The sequence below is a fragment of the Streptomyces sp. NPDC055815 genome (genome assembly GCF_053616475.1).
This window is the reverse complement of sequence record NZ_JBSHDU010000039.1, coordinates 26960-48155: the sequence shown is the minus strand read 5'-3', so window position 1 is coordinate 48155 and position 21196 is coordinate 26960. Positions and strand designations below refer to the sequence as shown.

Below are 21196 nucleotides of genomic sequence, written 5' to 3'. Positions count from 1 at the left end.
ATCGGTCAGGGCCCACGGGCCGGTGAGGGTGGTCGGGTGCGGGTCAGAGCTGAAAGGGACGCCTTCGGCGACGACCTTCGGCGCGCTACTGCCGGGGGTGGTCGGGGCCGGTTTGGCGAAGCAGGGGTCGTGGGTCATCGGGTACCGGCCAAGGCGTTGCGGGTGCTGCGGCGGATGCCGTCGCGGATGCTCGATGCCGTCCGGGACGCGGCCAGGCCCTTGGCGAGCGCGGCCTCGGTGAGCCGGTCGGTGACCTCCTGCTCCGGGAGGGTTCCGGCGGCGATGAGGCGTCCGAGCGCGTAGGCGGCCCGGTAGAGGGTGAGGTTGTGCTCGCCGTCCGGGGCGGCGGCCAGCTTGGCCAGCTCACCGTCCATCGCGGCCGCGGCGTAGCGGTCCGCGCGCCCGATCCGGGCCCGCACCCTGGCGACGGACAGAGGGGCGGGTGCGGGCGGTGGGGTCAGGAGGTCACAGAGCCACGTGGGGAGGGGGATCGGGTCCACCGCGTTGAGGACTTCGTACGGCCGGTGGTGGACCACGCTGCCGGCGGCCACCACGTACCCACCCCAGGCTCGCGTGTCGACCTTCCACCCCAACCGCCCTGCGCTCCCACGAAGCCGCTTTCCCCCAGGCGCGGTGAAGTACAGGTGCAGTCCGCCGCGCCCGGTCCGCACGGTGTACGTATCGGCCGGTACCGGATGCCCGGCGCGCTCGCAGACGGCCGTGAACACCTCGATCCCGTCCCGGAATCCCGCCCACTCCTGGGGCGCCGGCTTGTCGGTGGCCTTCGGGAGGTCCAGGTCGACCACGACCAGCCCGGCCGGGCCGGTGGCCAGGCCCACGTTGTACGGCTTGTGCGTCCAGGCCGCCCGGATCCGGTCCCGGTCGGTCGTGGCCCGCTCTTCCGGCGTGCGGTGGCCGTCCGCGCACCGGCCGGTGCCGGGGCAGCGGTCCTCGGCGTGTCCGGCGGGCCGCTTGTCACCGGGCCGGAGCGGGAAGACGGCCCAACCGCGCCCGGCGGCGCTCAACGCGGCCTCCAGGAGATGGGTGTTCACGCCGCCACCCCCGCCCGGGTCTGGGCGAGAAATCGGGTGCCGATCCACTGGGAGTAGGCGGGCGGGATGGCCTCGGTGAGTTCCTCGCGGACGTCGGTCCAGTCGATGCCCATGGCGGCCTGCAATTCGGGGACGGACGGCTTGCCGCCGCCGTTGCCGTAGGCGGCGACGTACGGGCCGTCGTGGAACTGGCCGTGCCGCCAGCCCCGTACGCGGCCCCGGTGCTTGGGGTGGGTGGGGCGGGTGACGCTCCACCGGCCGAGTTCGAAGTTGCGGTGGCGCAGGACGCCGAGGGAGAACTGCTCGCCGCACAGGGTGAGGTCTTTGCGGATCTCCGCGCGGCCGTTGGGCTGCTCGATGACGTACGGCAGACCGGACGCCTCCAGCAGGACGCGGGTGGGCGGGACGAGGTCGACGTGGGTGCCGCCCCAGCCCTTGGACCGGTTGGTGCCGACGGTGAGGGCGCATCCGGCCTGGCAGGGCGGGGAGGTGTGGACGATCGCGTACCGCTCGATCTCCCCGGAGGTGATCAGGGCGGTGAGGTACTGCAGGGCGTCTGCCTGGACGAAGGTGAAGGGGTAGTGGGGGCGCGGGGCGATGTCGACACCGACGACGTCGAACCCGGCGCGGTGGTAGCCCGTTCCGGCGCCGCCGGCGCAGCAGAACAGGTCCAGCAGGAGCGGCCTGGTGCGATGCTCTCGTCGGATGAGGGTGGGTTGGGTCATGCTGGGTGTCTCCAGTTCATCGTCAGTGTTCTGGATGTGAGGGCGGCCCGGTCTTTGGCGAGATGGCGGGCCGCCCTTGGTGCTGTCACGCGGCGAACAGGCCGCGTTGCCCCGGCTCGACGTCGATGTCGACGACGGCGGGCGGCGGGGAGTCGGTGGTGACGGGGTTGAGGACGGTCACCCGCTGGTCGGTGGTGGGGCCGTCGTTGTGGAAGCGCCACGTGCCGATGTCGTGCTGGGGCCAGTCGGGGCTCGGTCGGGTGTAGCGGCGAGCCTCATGCGGGTGGGCCGCGTTCCAGTCCTCCGCGCACACCTTGTGGACGGGCTCACCGGCGTGGGAGCGCATCGGGGTGGGCCTGCCGCACAGGCAGCAGGCCAGGTCTCGTGCGCGGTCGAAGTGTCGGGCGTCGCCCCAGTCGAGGAGGGGGACCATGGCCGGTCAGAACGGCGGTTCGTCGTCGTACGTGCGACGGCGGGGCAGGCGCGGGAGGGGCAGGACGGTCCAGCGGGTGTTCTCGTCCCAGCACGGGCAGGCGTCCCATTCGGTACCGGCGTACTCGCCGGTCTCGTGGTCGCCGTAGTCGCGGTTCCAGCCGCCCTCGCCCTGGCAGTCCGGGCAGTCGGGGCGGGGGGTGTCGGCCAGGATCAGGGCCCGGCGGGGCCAGGTGGCCACGGTGAGGCGCAGTCGGGGCACGTAAGGGCTCCTCAGTGGTGGCTGATGGTGCCGTTGGCCCGGCCGAACAGGCCGGTCGCAGAGATGTTCTGCGTGATGTGCGTCGTCGACCCCGACCCGCCCCCGCTGCCGGTCGCCGCGCGGCGGGCGGTCCGCAGGAGGACGGGGACGGCGATGACGGCGGCGACGAGGAGGGCGGCGGCGGACCAGAGGGCGTGGCTCATGGCGATGAGTCCCGGGGCGGCGTAGGAGAGCCCGATCCCGGCCGCGGCGATCCCGCCGCCGACGGTGGGCGCGAGCAGGGCGGTGGTCTTGGCCCACGCCGGGATCGGCTGCGCGGCGGCCGGAGTGGGGGTGGGCGCCGGGGCGGGGTGGGTGTAGGCGAGGGTGCGAGTCCCGTTGGGGAGAGTGACCCAGTCGACGCCGGGCGGGATTTCGGCGGGCAGGATCACCGGTCGCCGCACCACGGCGGGGCGGTCGTAGGGGGTGGTGGGGGTGATCTCGTACGGGGTCGGGGAGTGCACAACGGAGTCCCTTCAACGACGGCGGGCGGCTCCTCGTGGTGAGGTGCCGCCCGCCGGGCCTGGTGACGCTGTGTGTCGAGTTACTGCCTACCGCCTACTGCCTAGTGGCTACTGCCTACTGCCCAAAGCCCTGTTCACAGGGCCCGTGTGGGCAGTAGAGGCGCGTTCTTCCGCCTACTGCCTGGTGGGCAGTAGGCGGTAGTCAGTAGCCCTCTGTGCGGCTGTCAGGCGTGGTCGGGGTGGACGTAGACGGAGTGCGGACCCCGGTCGCGGTAGACCAGTTCGCCCCGCTCGGCCGCCGCCTTGAGCGCCTTGCGGACCGACTCACGGCCCCGCCCGACGGTGTCGGCGACGGCCGCCGGCTTCATGCCGTCCGGCCCAGCGGCCTGGATTGCGGCGATGGCCGTCGCCAGCCAGTCCGGGCCGCCCTGCTCGTCCCGGTCCTTGCGGAGGGCGGAGAGGTTCAGCCCCGTGGGCGACTGCTCGCCGTCCGGCCCGGTGCCAGGTTCGGCGGTGGTGCCGAACTGGGCGTCGATCTCGGCCATGAACTTCGCCGCGAGCGCGTCCGCGTCCAGACCGCCCGCAGGGGTGGCGGGGGGCTGCTGGTCGCGGTGGGCGGAGAGGTTGAGCCCCGGGCGCTTGGGGGTCTCGTCGGTGGCCGTGTCGGCCTCCGGCGAGGTGGTGAGGGTGTCGTGCATCCACGCGATCCGGTCCCTGTCCCAGCGGCGGGCGTAGCCGGGGCCGGCGGCCTTGGCGGACTCCGCGTCGAGGCGGGGGTGGAGGGTGGAGGTGGCGCGGACGATGTCGGCGATCTGGTTGGGCTTGATCCTCCATGCCTTGAACAGTCCGGCCGCCGACTCGGGGGTGCCCATGAACCCGGCGCCCTTGTAGGGGGCCTGGGTGACCTTCAGGCCGCGGGAGCCGGGGAAGACCTTGGACAGGTCCATGCCCTCGACCTCGCCGCCGGTCAGGCAGACGCGGGCTTTGGCCTCGCGGCGGATCATCAGGTTGCCCAGCACTGACCCGGTCGCACCGAGGGCGGTCAGGACGGTGCGCAGGCCCATCGCCCGCAGCAGCCGGATGACCTCCAGGATCTTCGTGGCGAGCTTGCGCATCTTCGGATCCGAGCTGGTCAGGATCTCGGCGCCCTCGTCGATGACGAGCATGATCTGCGGGATCTGCGCGGAGACGGGCAGCAGGTCGGTGTTCGCCTGGGCCATGAGGTCCTGGTAGGCGACCTTGCGGTGCTTGCCGACACTGACCGCCGTGTCCAGCATGAGCATGGCCTCCTCGTAGGAGGCGGCGAGCCAGTCGATCCCCGGCCGCACCGCCTCCTGGCCGCCCCCGCCGTTGAGGGCGGGGCGGACCCACGGGAGGCCGGCGGATCCTGCGTTGAGGTCGATGACCCAGGTCAGGATGTCGGTGGCGCGGGCGAACCCCGCGAGGACGTCGTGGACGAAGTTCGTCTTGCCCGACCCGGTCGGCCCCACGATCAGGGCGCACTGCTCGCGCAGGTAGACCTTCACCTCCCGGCCGTCCGGGCGCACGCCCCAGGGCAGTCCGGCGTGGATGGACAGCGGGCTGTAGTCGGTGGGGTACTCGATCTCCCCTGCCAGCACGTTGACCGTGGTGACGTCGATCAGGACGCGGCCCTGGTCGATGCCCTGCGAGGCGGTGGCGGTGCAGCCGTGCGGGAGGCGGGCGTCCGCCGAGAGCTGCGGCGCGTACTGCGCGATCCGCTCGTAGGTGACGCCACCGGGCGGGAGTTCGGCGTCGATGGTGAAGCCGGTGCCGGTCGGCCACATCTCCACCGCGAGGACGCGCAGGATGATCCCGCCGCACACCCGCTGGACCCGGTCCACCCACTCCGCCGCGATCTGACGTCGTTCGGCGGACAGTTCGCGCGCCACCTGACGCTCGGCGGCGGCGATGGCCTCCAGCTCGCGGGCCTCCTCATGCAGGAGGGTGGACCGGGCGGCGGCGCCGATGCCGACCCCGAGGGTGGCCAGCGAGCCGAGGGCGGTCCAGGTCAGGTGGCCGGTGGTGATGGCCCACGTGGTCCATCCGGCCCCGAGCAGCCAGGACGCGGCGCGCATGCCGATGGTGCGGGCGGCCAGGCGCTCGCGGAGGCTGGTGACGGTGTGGCCGATCGCCCCGGCGGCGCCGGCCGCGAGGGCCCATCCGGCAGGCATGCCGGTCGCGGCGCCGGTGGTCGCGAGGGCGAGGGCTCCGGTGGTGGCGGACAAGGCGCCGGTCACGGGTCCGTGACCGGCCGCCCAGTCCCACACCGGCCCCGTAGTGGCGGTGTTGGGTGCCATGATCAGACGTTCCATCCCTTCTCGGCCTCGGGCCCGTTACGCGGGTCCTCGTGGCGGGCGATGTCCTGCTCGTGGGCCTGCCGGAACAGCGGCCCCATGTCCTCCGCGACCGCGACCGCGCTCATCAGGGCGCCGAAGATGTCGTTGAAGCCGTCCGCGACCTCCTTCTCCAGCGGGAACTCGGAGTCGGCGCGCTCGGCCAGGATCCTCATCACGTTCGCCACGCTCGTCAGCGCGGCCGGGAGCCCTTCGACCATGGCGAGGATCTCCATGGCGCTCTCGGGCTCGTAGCTGTTGGCGGCGGCTTCCATCTCCGCCGCGTACTCCTCGAACCGGAAACCCGACACGATCTCTCCCTCACTGCTCTCACTGGTGGGTGCGCTGGGGACGAGCCCGGCCGGACGCTCCGCCGTATCCCCGACCTGCTCGCCGTCCGTCTCGGCCTCCGCGTCGGCGGCGGCCTCGTCCTGCTCGCGCTGCTCGCGGATGGCCTCGTCCCGGTTCTCACGCTCGGCGGCCGCCTGCTTGAGGAGGCGGGCGTAGAGGCGGCGGCCAGGGTTCTGCAGCCACGCCCACCCGAGCTTCCGCCCGAGCGGCGTGGTGATCAGACCGAGGACGCCGAGCGCCCCGGCGAGCAGGGCCGCCAGGAGGCGGCGGCCCTGGAACCGGGCCGCCGACTTCCACAACGCCTTACGCGCCCTCGCCCTGGCGGGGGCCTTGCGGACCTCGGAGCGCTGCTCGGCCACCTTCCCGGCCGCCGACGTGTCCCGGGCCTTGCGCAGCCGCTCCACAGCGGCGCTGCGGGTCCTGCCCGCCGCACCGGTTCCCCGGGCGACCGCCCGGCCCACCGGGCCCTTCTTCGCGGCCGCCGTCGTGCGGGCGGTGTCCTTCGCGGCCCGGCGGGCGTCGGCGACCTGACGACGCGCGGCCGTGGCGTCCGCGCGACGCCCAGCCTTCGACGACTGCACCGCACGCGCCTGCTCACGCAGCGCCTTGACCTGCCCGACCCGTCCCCGCGGCTTCACCGCCGAGGAGGCCGAACCACCACCGGAGGCCCGGCCCTTCGGCCCGGAACCCTTCGAAAGGGACCCCGTCGCCGTGGCGACCGGCCCCGTCCCCTTCCGGCTGCTGCGCTGACCGGCCGGTGCGCTCGCGGAGCGGAGCGTGCCGGCGGCGGCACCCGAGCGAGCCGCCCTCTTCCCCGACGCGGGAGAGCCCGCCCACGTCCGGGTCCCGGAGGAGGAACCGCGCTTGGGCTGGGACGGGACACGGCCCGCCCCACCGCGCGAGCCGCCGGCCGACTTCCCGGCCGACGCGGTGCCGGGCTTGGCCTGGCGGGCCTGCTTGGCGGTCTTCTTGTTGGTGTGGGCGGTGGTGGCGCCCAGGACGACGGCGCCGGTCGCGGCGACAGCCGCCGCGATCGGGCCGCCGACCAGCGCCGCCCCGGCGAGCAGGGTCACCGTGGCGTTCGCGCCGGTCAGCGCGAGGGGGACGACCGGCCAGCCGCCCGCCGTGTGCCGCACACCCGAGGGGACCTCGGGGGCCTGGTCCGCCGGTACGGGGGCCGGGGCGGGGGCGGCCTGGTCGGCGGGTGCCGGGGCCGCGATCAGGGGCTCGGTGTTGATGTCCGTCACCGGGTCACCTCCTCGTCGGCGAGGTCGTTGGCCTCCAGGGCGAAGTAGAGGACGATCGCGCCCTCCATCGACGGGTACTGGCGGGCCGCGTCGATCCGGAGCCGGTTGAGGATGTCGAACCGGGTGGCCCCGGGCGGCGGGGTGTAGGTGCCGGAGATCGTGCACGCGGCCTGTCGGTTGTTCTGCAGCGAGAGGACGTACAGGTGCGTCCCCTGCGCGGTGTTGCTCTCCACGGGAAACCTCCAGGTCAAGCAGCGAGTTGAGGGGCGTCCGCACACGGAACGCACATGCCGAGCGAGGGCGGGATCCGGTATCCGGCGTCCCGCCCGCAGGCCGGGCAGACCTGCCGGGCGGCGTTCGCCCTCGCGAGGGCCGCCCGCTTGGCGGGGGTCATCGGCCGGACCGGGCGGGCCAGGTCAATGCGGTACAGGAAGGCGACCAGCGGTTCGCGACGGCGGCGGGGGCGTTCGAGCTGGGCCACGACCGGCTGACCGGCCGGCCGCAGCCCCAGCGCCCGCAGCTGCCGGAACGTCGCCAACCCCTCCGGCGCCAGGCGCCAGGGGTAGACGGGCAGGCTCCCCATCAGCCGAGCCGGTGGTAGGAGGCCCGGCACGTGGCGGCGTGCCCGTTCGCCTCGTCACGGGCGAACGCCAGGCCGTGCTCCCCGGAGTAGTCGCCGCAGCCATGACAGTGCCAGTGCGAGGAGTGCCCGTGCTCGTTGCCGGTGACGTCGACCGCGGCCCCGGTCTGGTTGTGGAACCGGATCAGCAGGTTGGTGGGCTCGGGCGGGTTGGCGTTCGGGGAGAGCTTCACTGGGACGCTCCTTCCAGAGCCGGGGCGTTGTCGCGGAGTTCCTGGTAGCGGGCGGAGACCCAGCCGACGGACCAGCCGCACAGCTCGGCGGCCTGCCGCACCGGCACCCCGGTCGCGTACGCGGCGGCCACGGTCTGGCGGGCCTGCTCCTCGGACTGCTTCACCAGCGCGGGCCCGGCCGCGAGGAGTTCAGCGCGTTCACGCTCGGCCCGCTCGGCCTGCTCGCGCTGTTCACGCAGCCGGGTCGCCTCACGCTCCTTGCGCTCGCGTTCGGTGCGTGCGGCGGCCTCGCGTGCAAGGCGTTCACGCTCCAGGCTCTGTTGTTCACGCTCGCGTTCACGGCGTTCACGCTCGGCCCGCTCCGCCCGCTCGGCGGCCTCGACCCGCTCACGCTCCTCACGCCGTGCACGCTCCTCCCGCTCGGCCTGTTCACGGGCGAGGGAGGCCTCATGCTCACGCTGTTCACGCGCCATCCGGGCCTCGAACTCCCGGGCCTCGCGAGCCCGCCTCTCGGCCGCCTCCTCGCGCTCCACGGCGGCCTTCTCCCGTGCCGCCGCGTCGGCCCGTTCACGCTCCTGCAGGGCCGTGAGCGCGTTCGTGATCGCCCAGCGGTAGGCGAGACCGGTCTCGGCCGTGACAATCAGCAGCAGCGGCGCCACCGCGTGGACCGCCACCCCGACCAGGTCTTTCTTCAACGCGGAGTCCGCGACGTTCAGGGCCAGGGTCATGCCGCCGGTCATCCACCGCAGCACAATCGGCCACCGGCCGCCGTGCCCGCCGAGACGGGCCAGGACCGAGTCGAGACGGACCACGATGACGACCGCCGCATCCACCACGATCGGCAGAATCGGCGCCGTCCAGTCCCACTCATCCGCCGTGTGCGCCCGCATCAAGGGGGTCACCGTGAGGACCGAGTACAGCATCGCGCCGCACACGATCAGCCACGTGCCGACCGACAGGGCGCGTTCCGCTGAACGGATCTGAACGCTGTTCACGACAGCGCCCCCGATCCCGAAAGTGCCCGCTTGACGGCCGGTGCCGGCCCGTAGCCGGTCAGCTCCAGATCGGCCCCGGCGAACGTCGTGCGGACGTTCAGTACGCCGGTCTGCCCGTCGCCCTGAACGTGGTGAACGACCGACCCGGGGGCGATGCTCAGGGCCGCGCGCCACGCCTCGAACGCGGCGAAGTCCTCGTGGAACGACAGCTCCAGCCGGTCCGGGTAGACCGTGGTCACGTGCACGCAGGGCGCCGGCAGGTGCGGGAAATCCACCGTGAGCAGTCGCAGCGCCATGAGCGGCGCGGACAGGTCCGCCAGCGTCCCCGCCCTCACGCGGCACCGCCCGCCCGCGCCGTGATGGCGCGGTTCGTCAGGTTCCGGCGGGCCGCCACGACCCGGTGACGGGCCCGGCGGATCCGCCGCTCGTCCAGCTTCGCGGACGGCCGGTCCAGCGTCTTGATCCGCGCGTCGAGCAGCTCGACCTCCGCCAGGATCAGCGGCATCTCCTGCTCGATCGCGTCCAGCTCCGCGTCCGACGGCTCACCGTCGAACGCCAGGGCCCCACTGGTGCTGGGGAGTGTGATGATGGACTTCATTGGGTGTGTTCCTTCCAGTCAGGAACGGCCCGAACCGAGGCCCCGGTGGTAGGACACCGGGGCCTCTTGCCGTTAGAACCAGGAATCTCCGGCTCCCCTCGACCCCGCCCGTACGAGACGGGCGGAGGAGGCAACCGGCCGCAGCCGTGAGCTGCGGAGTTGAGGTAGTTCGTTGGTCTCTTTCGGGGACGCGCCTGCCGGTTCAAGGAACAGTCGCTATGGCCCCGTCTTAGGCAGAGACCTGCCGTCCGGACTGACAAGGGACCACCCGTGAAGGCGGCTGTCCGGCACCCTCCCCCCGACCGATGCGGGGCTCCTGTGTCGTGCGTTTGTGCAGGTAAAGCAGCAGCGAAGCTGTCGTCCCCATGGATCCGGGCGACCACTTTGCGGCTCTGCCTCAGAGTGCACTGTGAGGCAGAGTTCGTCAACCTGCCACGGAACAAGCCGTGGCGGACACTGGTTCTCTCTCTGCTGCTTCGGCACTATGAGGCAGAGGGCTCAGAACAGCGGGAGACGGGAAGAAGCCGAGGTGAAGATGGTCGAGTGGACCGGAAAGCCCGCCTACCAGCAGGTGGCGGAGGACCTCCGACGGAGGATCGCGGCCGGCGAGTTCGCGGAGTCGGGGAAACTTCCCTCGCTCTCCGCGATGCAGGCCACGTACGAAATCACGGTCACGGTGGCCCGCGATGCGATCCGGCAGCTCCGGACCGACGGACTCGCCGTGAGCCACCAGGGCAAGGGAGCGTTCCTCACCCGCGATGCCGCCACGGCGGCGAAGCTTGCGGACCCGGTCGGTGCAATCACTGAGCTGCAAGAAGAGGTCGCCCGGCTCCGGACCGAGGTCGGCGACCTGAGGGAACGCGTCGCAGCGCTCGAAGGTAACTGACCTCTGCGGATCCCCGCTTGGCCCGCCATGGCCGCAGTAGTGAGACATGAACACCTCCTCGTTCGGACGTGCTCCATTTCACTGCTGCGGCCTACAAACCTGTATCACCTTGCGTTACCTGACTGAGCCTCACAGGTTTTAAACATCCGCTTATACATGCTCTATCACTGTTTTCCATGGGCCTAGTCGGACCGCTACACTCGCGACTCCGACTAGCTATCTAGGAGGGGTAGATGGCTCGGAAGCACCCGGATTGGAATCCTGATCTCCTGCGCAAGCACAGAGAAGAGATCGGGCTCACCCTGGAAGACACGGGGGAAAAGCTCCGCGAAATCGCGGAGCGGCACGGCTTCAACATTGCGGCCAACTTCCAGACCATCTGGGGCCACGAGAAAGGTTCGGTATACCCCGGCCCTCATTACCGCCGGGCGTATTGCCGCCTCTATCGTCGGAACGAAGCCCAATTGGGGTTCCGCCGAGCACTGCCCGGAGAGGATGCTCCTATGGAGTCCGTCCCCGTACCCGCGCCCAGGAATCCAGCACTTCTCGACCAGCCTCAGGCGGTTCGCCAGGCACTCAGCAGCATCCGTGAGGGGACACCGGATGTCGACAGTGGGGCTCTGATCAACCGTGTGATGGACGCATGGAAGCGCCGCACGACCGGGGGCTCCCTCGACGGGCCGTCCGTCGTCCTCGTCGGCGGATTCGCCGGATCCGGCAAGTCAGAGTTCGCCAAGTTCCTTGGCGGCCTCACCGGATGGCCCATCCTCGACAAAGACTCGCTCACTCGTCCGCTGGTTGATCAGCTCTTGATCGCGCTTGGCGGAGAAGCACACGACCGAAGCTCGGAGCTGTACCGAGAGAAGGTACGGCCGCTCGAATACCGCTGCCTCATGGAAGCAGCATGGGACAACGTCGACTGCGGCATTTCCACCATTCTCGACGCCCCCTTCATCTCCGAGTTCGCGCAAGCCGAATGGATGCAGCGCTTTCATAATCGGTGCCGCTCCAAGCGTGTATCCGTTGCAACCATTTGGGTTGAGTGCGACCCGGATTCCATGCGTGAGTACATCGAGTTCCGGGGCGCAGCTCGCGATGCCTGGAAGATGCAGGCGTGGGACGAGTACGCGGCAGGACTCGACCTGACGCTGCGACCCCAGGGGCCGCACTTCGTAATCGACAACCGGCTCGGCGCCGCCGTCGCTCTCGTCGACGAAGCCAAGGACGTCCTGAGCGGCGGCGGACTGTGACCTCGTCCGGAGTCATCCTGTACGGCCCGCCGGGCTCGGGTAAGGACACCGTGTCGGCGGAGCTCTCCCGCCTGCGGCCGGCGTTCGTACTCTTCCGTCGGCTCAAGGCCGGACCGGGCCGCAGCACCGGTTACCGCCTCACGACCACCGAGCACATCGAGGACCTGACGCGCTCCGGGGATCTGCTCTACCGGAACGCACGGTACGACGCCGAGTACGCGATCGACCGCGGCGAGGTGTCCGCCCTGCTCGCCGCAGGGCGCATCCCCGTTCTGCACATGGGGCAGGTAGCGGGCGCCCGTGCCGTCGAGGCGTTCCCCACTCACTGGGTCAAGGTGTTGCTGTGGTGTCCCGAGGAGACCACGCGGGCCCGGTGCGCTGGTCGCGGGGACAAGGACGTCGACGCCCGGCTCAAGGTCTGGCACGAGACCCGGCAGGACCTTTTGGACCACGCGGGTGAACCTTGGTCCCTCGTGATCCGTACCGACCAGGTCACCGCCGCTCAGGCCGCCCAGGCGATCGACGAAGCGCGGGCGGCCGGCGTGGCCGCCCAGGTCCGCGATATCCAGGGGCTGGTCGGGTGACCGTCGTCGGCATCCTGCACCCCGGAAGCATGGGCGCCGCCATCGCGGCTCAGGCCAAGAAGAGCGGGACTGAGGTCGTGTGGTGCCCCTCGGGACGCAGCTCGGCGAGCAGCGAGCGCGCGAGGAAGTACGGCCTTGAGCCCGTCGGCGGTGTCGGGACGATGGCCGAGCGGGCCGACATCATCCTGAGCATCTGCCCTCCCGCTCACGCTGTGGAGGTCGCCGCAGCCGTGGCCGCTCAGCCGTTCACCGGTATCTACGTCGACGGGAACGCGATCTCCCCTGCCACCATGGGCCGCATCAGCGCGCTGTTCGACCAGAGCGGAGCCGCTGTCGTCGACGGCTCGGTGATCGGCTCTCCGCCGTCAGCCTCGAAGTCCACCCGCCTGTACCTCGCCGGTCCGCATGAGCCACTAGCCACGGTGGCATCCGTCTTCTCGGGTTCGGCGGTGCACGTGCATCCGCTGCCGGGTCCCATCGGTCAGGCGTCCGCGCTGAAGCTGTCCTACAGCAGCTACCAGAAGGCGAGCCGCGCGTTGGCGGCGGTCGCCAACGCCCTGGCCGCCGAGCACGGGGTGGAGAAGGAGCTGCAAGAGATCGCGCAGGGCCGGACGACCAGCTACCTCGCTGAGACCGCGTACTTCCCGAAGGTCGCGGCCCGGGCATGGCGGTGGGCACCCGAGATGGAAGAGGTGGCCCGCGCGCTAGACGAAGTGGGGCTGCCCTCAGAGCTGGCGACCGCATCCGCAGACGTAATGGAACGATGGGCCGCCCTCAGGGATTCGCCCATGACGATCGAGCAGGCGCTTGCCGCCTTGCACGCGCCGACGGACGGCGGAGAGGCGAGCCTAGGGGGCGAGGGCTGAGAGGGCAGCCGTCGCCTCGGCGACGTCGGCCACCACCACATCGGGGCTGCGCACGTCTGTGGGCCACTGCCGTCCTGCGGCGATCCACATGGTGCGCAGCCCCGCAGCCCTTCCACCCTCGATGTCCGTCTCGGGGTTGTCCCCGACCATCCAGCCGCCGGCGCTCAAGTCAGTGCCGCACAGGGCGACCGCCACTTCGAAGAACCGTCGTGCAGGCTTCCGAGCCCCCGCCTCCTCCGAGACACAGACTGCATCGAAGAGCGGCATGAGACCGGCAGTCGTGAGCTTGGCCCTCTGTATGTCACCCGCGCCATTCGTGGCCACGCCGAGCGTCCAGCCCGCCCCCCGCAGCTCGCGCAGTCCGTGCTCCGCGCCGGGGAGAGACTGGGCGGCGCCCGCCATCCCTTCTACGTACTCGCGCCAGAGGTTCCCCTCGGGGTCACTCAGCCCGAGAGCCGCCGCCACCTCTGCGAGGTCGGCGGGGTACGCCCGATCCCGCAGCCGTTCGCTGATCATCAGTGCGGCGACGGGTGGCAGTGAACGCGACCGCGCGAAGCGCCGAGCCCACTCCTCCAGGCCGCTCCGCCGGTCGATCAGCGTGTTGTCGAGGTCGAATAGCGCGAGCACAAAGCGACCGTACGCGGCCCGCAGCCGTCGTGGTCGCCCGTCTCAGTTTCCGTCTCGTTCATGGCCGTCCGCCGCCGTTCACCCACGTACGCGGGCCCCGCCGAAACGGGCCGGATGAACGCCCACGAACGGACGCGAACGGACGCGATCACAGGCCCGACTTGAACTGACAAACCTGCAAAGCGAGTTACGCGGGTTCAATTCCCGCCACGGTCTCCAGATGTTCCCCTCACGGGATCTTCACAACGCGCCGAGCGGTGTGCCACAGTCCGCCCCATGAATGATCAAGGCAGACGCAGACTGGGCATCCTCATCGGCGTGGGCCTCGCCTGCGGCCTGCTGCCCGGGATCACCCTGGGCGGCACGGACACGCTCGACATCGTGCTCTCCGTACTGATGGCGAGCGTCGTCCTGTCGGTCCTCACCCAGGTGATCTTCATAGGCCCGTCGGGCCGCGTCCCGCTCCCCGCCCTCCTGGTCTTCGGCCTCGCGGGCTTCGTCCAGGACGCCCTGATCTGGTGGCTGCTCTCCTGGCTGGGCCCGAAGATCGCCTACCTGCACGTCGACGGCCTCGCGACGATCCTCCTCGCGGCCCTGATCACCCGCGCGACCCTCCTGCTCCTGTCCCAGCTGGGCCCGACGCCGGAGACGGCGGAGGACTGACGGGAGCCGCGCGGCGGGCTACCGCTCCCCGCGCCACTTCTTCTCCTCGAAGACGGGCTTCGCGGGAAGCCCCGCGTCCCCCTCGCAGCCCAGCTTCTTCACGACGGCGAGCGTCACGGAGTGGAGGACGGTGAGGTAGGCCTCGCGGGTGGCGGGGGTGTTGGGGGGATAGGCCGTCTTCACGGGCTTGTCGAACTCGAACTCGGCGCCGATGAGGGCCGGTCGGCTGTCCGACCCCTTCAGCCGCGGGCTGACGCACTCGACGAAGAGGTACGCCGACTTGTTGTCCGTGTTCGCCTCGAGACCCATCCCGTAGAGATGACGACCGCCTGCCGTCCACTTCGTGCCGTCGTCGTAGAGGGCGCCCTTCTCGGAGAACATGACGTCGATCGTGGCGCCGAGCCGGGAATCGGCGTCGGTGATGACCTCACACGTCGCCGGATGCCCCGGCGGACGGCCCTCCCTCGCCTGATCCTCGATCAGCACCTCCGCCGTCCGCTCCACTCCGATGCCGGACCAGTGGAACGACTTCGTACGCAACACGGACTCCAGCCCCCCGACCGCCTCCGGCGAAAGCGACCCGTCGCACTTCTGCGCGACCTGTCGCTCCTCCTCGGCGCCGCCTCCGCAAGCGGTGAGCAGCAGCCCGAGGGCCAGCACGGTCGATACGGACGCGGACGCTCTTCTCATCGTGTTCCTCGGGTTCCTGGTGGGGTCGGTACGACGGCGGATCAGCCGGTCTCCGGGGCGTTGCCGGTCTGCCGGGCGTGGGAGTTGCCCTTCAGATAGCCGTTGCTCACGGACTCGATCATGTCCTGCCGGAAGTCGCTGCTCACCTGGGAGCGGTGCTCGGACAGGAACCGCTCCATCGGAGACTCGGCGCTGTACCGGCCGGCCATGTACATGGCCGCGTTGTCCTCGTGGATCTGGTCCTCGGTCTTGTCCTTGTGGTCCTCGACCGACTTGTCCGACCAGTCCCCGATGACCTGCCCGGCCAGCTGCTCCATGGCGCCCGAACCGGTGTCCACCGCGAGCGGTACGAGGATGGCGGCCGCGCCGACCGCGGCGGTCGCGGGCAGGAAGGCGACACCGGCCGCGATGCCCACGGTGGCGCCGAACTCCACCCAGCCGGCCTTGGCCGCGGCGGCCTTCTCGTACTCCTCGTGCTTCTTCATGCCCTCGGCCTCGACCTGGTCCCCACGGGACTGGTCGAGCAGGCCCTGAAGAGTCGCGCCCGTGAAGGCGGCGCCCCGCGCACGGCCCTCGTCGATGTGGCCGTCCGGTCCGACCTGCGCCTCCAGGACACTCGTGGTGTAGAGACGCTCGGCCGTGGAGACCGTGGCGTAGGCGTCCGGGTGCTGACCGAGGGTGCTCAGGAACTTGATCGTCTCGTCCTGCCCGAAGACGGGGTGGGCCGCCGTCTCCTTCGTCGGATGGAAGACGCTGTCCGGGGTGTTCTTGTCCAGGGCCCAGTTGAGGTCGTCGATGTAACCGGCGCCCATGTTGCCGAGGCTGTCCGCCATCGTCGGCTGCCACTTCTTGAGCAGCTCGGCGTCCGCGCCGTAGGTGTCGACGACGTCCTTCATGATCGCGGCCGTGGTCTCGTCCCGCTTCAGCTCCGGCGTCGGGTCGTCCCAGGCGTGGCCGAGCGTCGCCGCCTCCAGGGCGTGGCCGAGGGCGTCCGGCATGTACCCCATGGTCTTGGTGAGGTCGTCCGGGTTGTGGCCCTCGATGTCCGGGAAGAAGGTGTAATCCTTGTTCGCGAAGAAGTCCAGGTAGCTCTTCTGGGACCCGTCCTTCTTCGGGTCCAGGTCGACCGTCCCGCCGACACTGCCGTCCTGGTTGTACGACGTCGGTTCCTTCGAGAAGAAGTCCTTCGACGCCTCCGGGCTGTGCCCCAGCGCCTCCAGCATCGAGATCATCGGGTCGAACCCGGACCCGTTGACGCCCGACGGGTTGTACTGGTTCTGCAGCCCGCCGCCGATCATCGGCTTGCTGTTGGCGAAGAGGTACGGGTCCTTCGCGTGCAGCTGGGTGACGTGTTCGGCGATCGGGACCAGGAACTTCTTGTCGTAGTCGCCGTAGCGCATGATGCCGCCGAGCAACTGGTAGCCGAACGCCGGGTTGTTGTCGTACTTGGCCAGCGGAATGCGTTCCGTGCCGAGCTTGCGCATGTCCGCGGACCACTTCTCGGTCCACGCGTCGCCGCCCTGCGTCGCGGTCGCCAGGTTGAAGCCCAGGTTCTTCTGGAGCTCCTGGACGTCGGCGAGGCGCTGCTTGTCGACCTTCGTGTAGTCGTACGTGTCGGTGGACAGCTGCCCGAAGAACTCCAGGGCCCCCTTCGGGCCCATGCCGTCGTAGAAGGTCCGGGAGAACTCCTTGGAGCCGCTGTTGTCCTTGAGCAGCTCGTTGAGGCGCATCAGCTCCTCGTGCGAGATGTCCCGGCCCTTCTTCGCCAGGTCGACGGCGCGCTGCGCCTCCTCGGCGTCGAGGCTGGTGTACTTCGGGCCGCTGAAGTTGTGCTTGTCCCCGGTGTTGTTGACCCGCAGCGCGTTGGAGCAGGCCACGTCGGCCTCGGTGCAGACCTCCAGGATCGCCTTGATGCGGTCCTCCATCGCCTGGATGTCGGCGCGCTCCTTGCGGACCAGGTCCTGGAAGTCGGGGTCGTGGCGGGCGCCCGGGTCCTTGATCTGGGAGAGCGGCTCCTTGGCGGCGACGGTGCCGTCCGCGCCGACGTAGAAGCCCTTCGCGGGGGCCTCGGTCTCGGCGATCTTCTTGAGGTCGTCCTGCGCCTTCTTGAAGGCCTGGTGGCCGTCCGCCAGGACCTTGTGGATGCCGTCGGCGGCCTTGGCCGCGTCGCCGAACTCCTTCGCCGTCTTGTCCACGAAGGGCTTGGTGACCTCGGCGTTCACGCCACGCCAGTAGTCGTCCCTGGCCTTCGCGGCCATCGTCGACTGCGCGTCCTGGGCGAGGGTGTCCAGCTTGCCCTTCAGGGCGGCCCACTCGTCGGCGGCCGTCTTCATCCTGTCGAGCGGCGCCTGCATCACGTTCTGGTAGGTCAACACGACAAGCCCCCCGGCCTACTTGAAGTACTGGTCGATCTGGGAGGCCGCGAGGGCCGCCGTGATGTCCTGCTCTTCCTTCGCGTGCGAGGCAGCGCTGTAGTCGAGGTGGTTGGAGATGTTCGCGCAGGCGTCCATCAGCGTCTTCAGCTGCTCGTCCCAGGTCTCCTGCACGGCCGCCATGGCCGAACCGGTGAGGAAGTCGTGGGCCTTGAGCTGGGTGGCCGCCTCGGTCGTGCTCGTACGGGCGTGGTTGCCGTCCTTGGCGAGCCGGCCGTGCAGGGCGTACGCGGCGCTGCCGATGGCGCCGAGCTTGTCCTGGTCGACGCTCAGGTCGGCGCTGCCGCCGCCACCGCCGGGCTCGGGGGCGACCTGGTTGAGCCTCATGCTCACGCTGGCCGTCGACGTGGCCCGTACGGACGCCCACTCGTCCTCGAACGACATGTTCTCCCCCGCTGCTCCCGCGACTGCGACTGCGACTGCGACTGCGACTGCGACTGCGACCGACCATGGTGATCGTTCCGGCTTCGCCCCAGCAAGTTCTCCGGCCGGGGAAGCATCGCGATCGTAGCCCTCGGGCTCCCGTTCGAGCACTCCCTGCCGGGAAAAAGCGGCCCGTTCGATGCGATCACGGCGTACGCGCGCGGGCTTCACCTTCGCAACTCGGACAGCCCGGACGTTCTCACCCCCGCCCGACCGCCGGGAACCGCTCCCGCCCACGCCCCGTCACTCCCGCCCACCCCCGCCTCGATAGGCTCCTCCCGCCCCCGTCGTCACGGGGCGCCGGAACGACGGGGGGACGTACACGTGGAACAGTCGCGCACGCGGGAGGTAACCGCGCGCCGGACCGGCCCGTACCGGCTGATCACCCGTCTCGACCCGCCGGGCCCGGCGATTCCCTGCCGCCGGTTCATCGCCCGTACGCCGGACGGCGAGCGCACGGTCCTCCTGAGCGTCCCGCTGCCCGGCGCCGACCCCGCCCGCTTCGCCACCGAGGCCGATGCCGCCCGCCGCCTCCTGGGCCCGTGGATCGCCCCGGTGACGGACCTGGCCGGTCCCGGCGAAACCCCCTGGTACGCGACCCCGTACGTCCCCGCCCTCCCCCTCCCCGTCGCTCTGGCCGTCCACGGCGGGCCGCTGCCCGAGACGACCGTACGGGCCGTCGGCACCGCCCTCGCCGAGGCACTCGCCGCCGCGCACGGGCAGGGCCTCACGCACGCCGGGGTCTCCCCCGCCGCTGTCCTGCTCACGGCCGACGGCCCCCGGCTGACCTGCTTCGGCGCGGTACGGGCCGCCTCGGCCGACGGGGAGAGGCGCACCGGCCTGCCGGGCCTCGACCCGGGCGCGCTCGCCCCCGAGCAGGCCTCCGGCGGACGCCCGCGCCCGCCGGGCGACGTCTTCGCGCTCGGCGCCGTCCTCGCGTACGCCGCCACGGGCCACACCGTGCCCGAACGCGACGAACTCCCGCCCGCCCTGCGGCCGGTCGTCTCCTCCTGCCTGGCCCGCGACCCGGCGGACCGCCCGGACGCCGCCACGCTCATGGCGGCCCTGGCGCCGCCGACCCCGCACCAGACGGTCCTGAACTCGGCCGGCGCGCTGCTCACCCCCGGCTGGCTGCCGGGGAGGGTGGTCGCGGCGCTGGCCCGCCAGTCCTCGGAACTCCTGGCGGCCGAACTCCCCACCGACACCACCTCCCGGACCTGACCTGATGCTGTCGCCCCTCACCCACGACGACCCGGCCGCCATCGCCACGTACCGCCTCCTCGCCCGCCTCGGCTCCGGCGGCATGGGCACCGTGTACCTGGCGCGGACGCCCGGTGGCCGCACGGTCGCCCTGAAGACGGTGCACGCCCGTCTGGCGACGGACCCGGCCTTCCGTTCCCGCTTCCGCCTGGAGACGGACGCGGCCAGGATCATCGGCGCGCGGCACGGCGCGGCGGTCGTCGACGCCGACCCGCTGGCCGAGACGCCGTGGCTGGCCACCGAGTACGTCCTCGGCCCGCCGCTCGACGACGCCGTCGCGCTCGGCGGCCCGCTCCCGGAACCGACGGTCCGCGCCCTCGGCGCCGCGCTCGCCGGGGCCCTCGCGCAGCTGCACTCCTCGGACGTGGTGCACCGCGACCTGAAGCCCTCGAACGTCCTGGTGACCGCGTACGGGCCGAAGATCATCGACTTCGGCATCGCCCGCGCGGCCGGCGACGACCACCTCACCCGCACGGGAGCGGCGGCCGGCACCCCGGCCTTCATGTCCCCGGAACAGGCGAGCGGCGAGGAACACACGGCGGCGGGCGACGTGTTCGCCCTGGCCGGCGTCCTCGTCTTCGCGGCCACGGGCCACGGCCCCTTCGGCACGGGCTCCCCGGCGGACCTCCTCTACCGCGTGCGCTACGCGGACCCCGACCTGACGGGCGTACCGGAGCCCCTCCTCCCCCTCCTGACGGCCTGCCTGTCCAAGGACCCGACGTCCCGCCCCACCACGGGCGCGCTGACGGACCACCTCCACGACGGCCACGGCGAGTTCGCGGACCACCTGCCGCCACTCGTCCTGGCCGACATCGCCCGCCGCGCGACGGACGTCTGGCTCCACTCCCCGCACCGCCTGCCGGCACCGGCGGAATCGGCGACGGCACCGACGGTCCCGAGCACGCCGCTCTCCCGCCGCCGCGCCCTGACCCTGGGCGGGGGCTCCCTGCTGGGCGTGGCGGCGGCGGGGGGTGGGGTGTGGGCGTGGCTGAACTCGCGGGACAGCGGCGGAAGCAGCCCGTCCGCCGCCGGCCCCACCGCGATCCCGGCGACGACGGCCCCGGACGGGGCGCCGGCGGCGCTGTGGCGGGGGGAGTCGCTGGACCGCGAGGAGAACACCACACCGCTCCTCGCCGGGGATGTCGTGGGAGTCCCGCAAACGGGCTCCTACCGCGCCTTCGACACACGCAACGGCAAGCACCTCTGGGACGACATCATCGTGTTCGAGCCCCACCAGATGGCCACCGACGGCAAGTTGTTCTACGCGTCCGACGGCCCCACCGTGGGCGCCGGCGTCCTGCAGATCCGGACACTCGCACCCCGCACCGACAAGGACGTCGCACGGACCATCGAGATCAAGGGTTTCGACGGCTCGGCCTTCGGCACGCGACTCCTCACCGCCGCCGACGGCCGCCTCTTCGCCGCCGCGCGTGTCGGCCGGCACACGGACCCCATCGAGGACCGGGAGCGCGGCTGGCATCTGCTCGCCATCGACCTGCGTACGGGTCGGGAAATCTGGCGCCAGGCGTACGCGTGGGGCAACGTACGGCCCTGGCTGTCCCGGATCGCCGGCGACCGGTTGGTGCTCGGCAAGAACAGCGACGACCTCGAGTCCTTCGACATCCAGGCGAGGGATCTCCGCACCGGTCGCCGGTTGTGGAAGCGGAGCGTCCCGCTCAAGGAGTCCATGTTCTTCAAACCCGGCCAGCTCATCACCGACGACCGGCACATCTACCTCGGCGGGGACCGCCTCCGGGCGCTGCGCCTCAGCGACGGAGGTGTCGCCTGGGAGTACGGCAGCGGCTCCGCCTACGGAATCCCCGCCGTCTCGGACGGTCTCGTCCATGCGAACGAGGACGGCCGCGGGCTCGTGGCCGTCACCGCCGACAAGGGCGCCAAGCGCTGGGAGGAGGAAGCGTCCGGCCGCAGCCTGACCCCGGACCTCCGCGTGGTCCCACTGGTGGGGACGAAGTACGTGTACGCGCCGGTCCGGGGTGGTCTGAGCGCGGTCGACCGCCTGACCCACCGCTCGGCCTGGGTCTTCCCGGCGGAAGCCAGCAGGTACGTCGTGGACACCTCCCGCACCCGGATCATCGGGGCCGGTGCCTCGTCCGTCGTGGCCTTCCCCTTCGCCTGAGTGACACCCGCCCGCCAGACCTCCGATCCCCCACGAACCGGAAAGC

24 protein-coding genes are annotated in these 21196 nt (G+C 71.3%); 7 read left to right on the top strand and 17 right to left on the bottom strand.

Annotated elements, in window-relative coordinates:
- Window positions 1-134 precede the first annotated feature (134 nt).
- The 13 genes from ACWGN5_RS23960 to ACWGN5_RS23900 form a co-directional block, all read right to left on the bottom strand.
- Window positions 135-1052, bottom strand: a complete 918-nt coding sequence (locus ACWGN5_RS23960; protein ID WP_453518525.1) for a bifunctional DNA primase/polymerase — start codon at window positions 1050-1052, stop codon at window positions 135-137.
- A complete protein-coding gene (locus ACWGN5_RS23955; RefSeq protein ID WP_453518524.1) occupies window positions 1049-1777 on the bottom strand; it encodes a DNA methylase in 729 nt (242 codons plus the stop codon). The genes ACWGN5_RS23960 and ACWGN5_RS23955 overlap by 4 nt, the downstream gene beginning before the upstream one ends.
- Window positions 1778-1862: 85 nt before the next feature.
- On the bottom strand, window positions 1863-2210 hold the full coding sequence (locus ACWGN5_RS23950) for a hypothetical protein (RefSeq protein WP_453518522.1): 348 nt from the start codon (window positions 2208-2210) through the stop codon (window positions 1863-1865).
- Between the two features lie 6 nt (window positions 2211-2216).
- Complete coding sequence (locus tag ACWGN5_RS23945) at window positions 2217-2471, bottom strand: hypothetical protein (protein WP_453518519.1); 255 nt, start codon at window positions 2469-2471, stop codon at window positions 2217-2219.
- Window positions 2472-2482: 11 nt separating this feature from the next.
- Window positions 2483-2974 carry a hypothetical protein gene (locus tag ACWGN5_RS23940; RefSeq protein ID WP_453518517.1) on the bottom strand — a complete coding sequence of 164 codons (492 nt, stop codon included), beginning with the start codon at window positions 2972-2974 and terminating at the stop codon, window positions 2483-2485.
- A gap of 224 nt (window positions 2975-3198) precedes the next feature.
- Window positions 3199-5292 carry a hypothetical protein gene (locus ACWGN5_RS23935; RefSeq protein ID WP_453518515.1) on the bottom strand — a complete coding sequence of 698 codons (2094 nt, stop codon included), beginning with the start codon at window positions 5290-5292 and terminating at the stop codon, window positions 3199-3201.
- 2 nt (window positions 5293-5294) lie between these two features.
- On the bottom strand, window positions 5295-6926 hold the full coding sequence (locus ACWGN5_RS23930) for a hypothetical protein (protein WP_453518513.1): 1632 nt from the start codon (window positions 6924-6926) through the stop codon (window positions 5295-5297).
- Complete coding sequence (locus ACWGN5_RS23925) at window positions 6923-7159, bottom strand: hypothetical protein (RefSeq protein ID WP_453518511.1); 237 nt, start codon at window positions 7157-7159, stop codon at window positions 6923-6925. Before ACWGN5_RS23925 ends, ACWGN5_RS23930 begins: the two co-directional genes overlap by 4 nt.
- Window positions 7160-7173: 14 nt before the next feature.
- Window positions 7174-7509 (bottom strand): RRQRL motif-containing zinc-binding protein, encoded by a 336-nt coding sequence (locus ACWGN5_RS23920; RefSeq protein WP_453518510.1) that lies wholly within the window; start codon window positions 7507-7509, stop codon window positions 7174-7176.
- A complete protein-coding gene (locus ACWGN5_RS23915) occupies window positions 7509-7739 on the bottom strand; it encodes a hypothetical protein (protein ID WP_453518508.1) in 231 nt (76 codons plus the stop codon). The genes ACWGN5_RS23920 and ACWGN5_RS23915 overlap by 1 nt, the downstream gene beginning before the upstream one ends.
- Window positions 7736-8734 (bottom strand): DUF2637 domain-containing protein, encoded by a 999-nt coding sequence (locus ACWGN5_RS23910; RefSeq protein WP_453518505.1) that lies wholly within the window; start codon window positions 8732-8734, stop codon window positions 7736-7738. Before ACWGN5_RS23910 ends, ACWGN5_RS23915 begins: the two co-directional genes overlap by 4 nt.
- Complete coding sequence (locus ACWGN5_RS23905) at window positions 8731-9030, bottom strand: hypothetical protein (RefSeq protein WP_453518503.1); 300 nt, start codon at window positions 9028-9030, stop codon at window positions 8731-8733. The genes ACWGN5_RS23910 and ACWGN5_RS23905 overlap by 4 nt, the downstream gene beginning before the upstream one ends.
- Before the next feature lie 35 nt (window positions 9031-9065).
- Complete coding sequence (locus ACWGN5_RS23900) at window positions 9066-9332, bottom strand: DUF6284 family protein (RefSeq protein ID WP_453518501.1); 267 nt, start codon at window positions 9330-9332, stop codon at window positions 9066-9068.
- A gap of 535 nt (window positions 9333-9867) precedes the next feature.
- Between ACWGN5_RS23900 and ACWGN5_RS23895 the strand changes: the two genes are divergently transcribed.
- The 4 genes from ACWGN5_RS23895 to ACWGN5_RS23880 all read left to right on the top strand — a co-directional run bounded on the left by ACWGN5_RS23895 (window position 9868) and on the right by ACWGN5_RS23880 (window position 12918).
- The gene (locus tag ACWGN5_RS23895) at window positions 9868-10218 is read left to right on the top strand and encodes a winged helix-turn-helix domain-containing protein (protein ID WP_453518583.1); all 351 of its coding nucleotides are present in this window, start codon (window positions 9868-9870) and stop codon (window positions 10216-10218) included.
- 233 nt (window positions 10219-10451) lie between these two features.
- Window positions 10452-11468, top strand: a complete 1017-nt coding sequence (locus ACWGN5_RS23890) for an AAA family ATPase (RefSeq protein ID WP_453518499.1) — start codon at window positions 10452-10454, stop codon at window positions 11466-11468.
- The gene (locus tag ACWGN5_RS23885) at window positions 11465-12052 is read left to right on the top strand and encodes an AAA family ATPase (protein WP_453518498.1); all 588 of its coding nucleotides are present in this window, start codon (window positions 11465-11467) and stop codon (window positions 12050-12052) included. Before ACWGN5_RS23890 ends, ACWGN5_RS23885 begins: the two co-directional genes overlap by 4 nt.
- Window positions 12049-12918, top strand: coding sequence for a DUF1932 domain-containing protein (locus ACWGN5_RS23880; RefSeq protein WP_453518495.1), 870 nt, complete (start codon window positions 12049-12051; stop codon window positions 12916-12918). Before ACWGN5_RS23885 ends, ACWGN5_RS23880 begins: the two co-directional genes overlap by 4 nt.
- On the opposite strand, the gene ACWGN5_RS23875 is transcribed toward ACWGN5_RS23880, so the two are convergent.
- Entirely contained in the window at window positions 12901-13545 is a 645-nt protein-coding gene (locus ACWGN5_RS23875) for an HAD family hydrolase (protein ID WP_453518492.1), read from the bottom strand. The genes ACWGN5_RS23880 and ACWGN5_RS23875 overlap by 18 nt on opposite strands.
- Before the next feature lie 276 nt (window positions 13546-13821).
- Here ACWGN5_RS23875 and ACWGN5_RS23870 point away from each other — a divergent pair, with 276 nt between their 5' ends.
- Window positions 13822-14208: a hypothetical protein gene (locus tag ACWGN5_RS23870; RefSeq protein WP_453518490.1), complete on the top strand. Its 387-nt coding sequence runs from the start codon at window positions 13822-13824 to the stop codon at window positions 14206-14208.
- A gap of 18 nt (window positions 14209-14226) precedes the next feature.
- Here the strand turns inward: ACWGN5_RS23870 and ACWGN5_RS23865 are convergent, their stop codons facing one another.
- The 3 genes from ACWGN5_RS23865 to ACWGN5_RS23855 are packed head-to-tail and all read right to left on the bottom strand — an operon-like array spanning window position 14227 to window position 17714.
- A complete protein-coding gene (locus ACWGN5_RS23865) occupies window positions 14227-14898 on the bottom strand; it encodes a hypothetical protein (protein ID WP_453518488.1) in 672 nt (223 codons plus the stop codon).
- 41 nt (window positions 14899-14939) lie between these two features.
- A complete protein-coding gene (locus ACWGN5_RS23860) occupies window positions 14940-17273 on the bottom strand; it encodes a hypothetical protein (RefSeq protein ID WP_453518487.1) in 2334 nt (777 codons plus the stop codon).
- A 15-nt stretch (window positions 17274-17288) separates the two neighbouring features.
- Window positions 17289-17714, bottom strand: coding sequence for a hypothetical protein (locus ACWGN5_RS23855; RefSeq protein ID WP_453518485.1), 426 nt, complete (start codon window positions 17712-17714; stop codon window positions 17289-17291).
- Between the two features lie 363 nt (window positions 17715-18077).
- On the opposite strand from ACWGN5_RS23855, the gene ACWGN5_RS23850 reads away from it, so the two are divergent.
- Both ACWGN5_RS23850 and ACWGN5_RS23845 read left to right on the top strand, forming a co-directional pair.
- Window positions 18078-18974: a serine/threonine protein kinase gene (locus tag ACWGN5_RS23850; RefSeq protein ID WP_453518483.1), complete on the top strand. Its 897-nt coding sequence runs from the start codon at window positions 18078-18080 to the stop codon at window positions 18972-18974.
- A 4-nt stretch (window positions 18975-18978) separates the two neighbouring features.
- Window positions 18979-21150 (top strand): protein kinase domain-containing protein, encoded by a 2172-nt coding sequence (locus tag ACWGN5_RS23845; protein WP_453518480.1) that lies wholly within the window; start codon window positions 18979-18981, stop codon window positions 21148-21150.
- The last annotated feature ends 46 nt before the right edge of the window (window positions 21151-21196 follow it).

Excerpts from the sequence above, each read along its gene's own strand:
- ACWGN5_RS23870 (WP_453518490.1), top strand. The coding sequence starts at position 13,822 with ATGAATGATCAAGGCAGACGCAGACTGGGCATCCTCATCGGCGTGGGC.
- ACWGN5_RS23855 (WP_453518485.1), bottom strand. The coding sequence starts at position 17,714 with ATGTCGTTCGAGGACGAGTGGGCGTCCGTACGGGCCACGTCGACGGCC.
- ACWGN5_RS23955 (WP_453518524.1), bottom strand. The coding sequence starts at position 1,777 with ATGACCCAACCCACCCTCATCCGACGAGAGCATCGCACCAGGCCGCTC.
- ACWGN5_RS23950 (WP_453518522.1), bottom strand. The coding sequence starts at position 2,210 with ATGGTCCCCCTCCTCGACTGGGGCGACGCCCGACACTTCGACCGCGCA.
- ACWGN5_RS23905 (WP_453518503.1), bottom strand. The coding sequence starts at position 9,030 with ATGGCGCTGCGACTGCTCACGGTGGATTTCCCGCACCTGCCGGCGCCC.
- ACWGN5_RS23895 (WP_453518583.1), top strand. The coding sequence starts at position 9,868 with ATGGTCGAGTGGACCGGAAAGCCCGCCTACCAGCAGGTGGCGGAGGAC.
- ACWGN5_RS23900 (WP_453518501.1), bottom strand. The coding sequence starts at position 9,332 with ATGAAGTCCATCATCACACTCCCCAGCACCAGTGGGGCCCTGGCGTTC.
- ACWGN5_RS23920 (WP_453518510.1), bottom strand. The coding sequence starts at position 7,509 with ATGGGGAGCCTGCCCGTCTACCCCTGGCGCCTGGCGCCGGAGGGGTTG.
- ACWGN5_RS23935 (WP_453518515.1), bottom strand. The coding sequence starts at position 5,292 with ATGGCACCCAACACCGCCACTACGGGGCCGGTGTGGGACTGGGCGGCC.
- ACWGN5_RS23890 (WP_453518499.1), top strand. The coding sequence starts at position 10,452 with ATGGCTCGGAAGCACCCGGATTGGAATCCTGATCTCCTGCGCAAGCAC.
- ACWGN5_RS23865 (WP_453518488.1), bottom strand. The coding sequence starts at position 14,898 with ATGAGAAGAGCGTCCGCGTCCGTATCGACCGTGCTGGCCCTCGGGCTG.
- ACWGN5_RS23845 (WP_453518480.1), top strand. The coding sequence starts at position 18,979 with ATGCTGTCGCCCCTCACCCACGACGACCCGGCCGCCATCGCCACGTAC.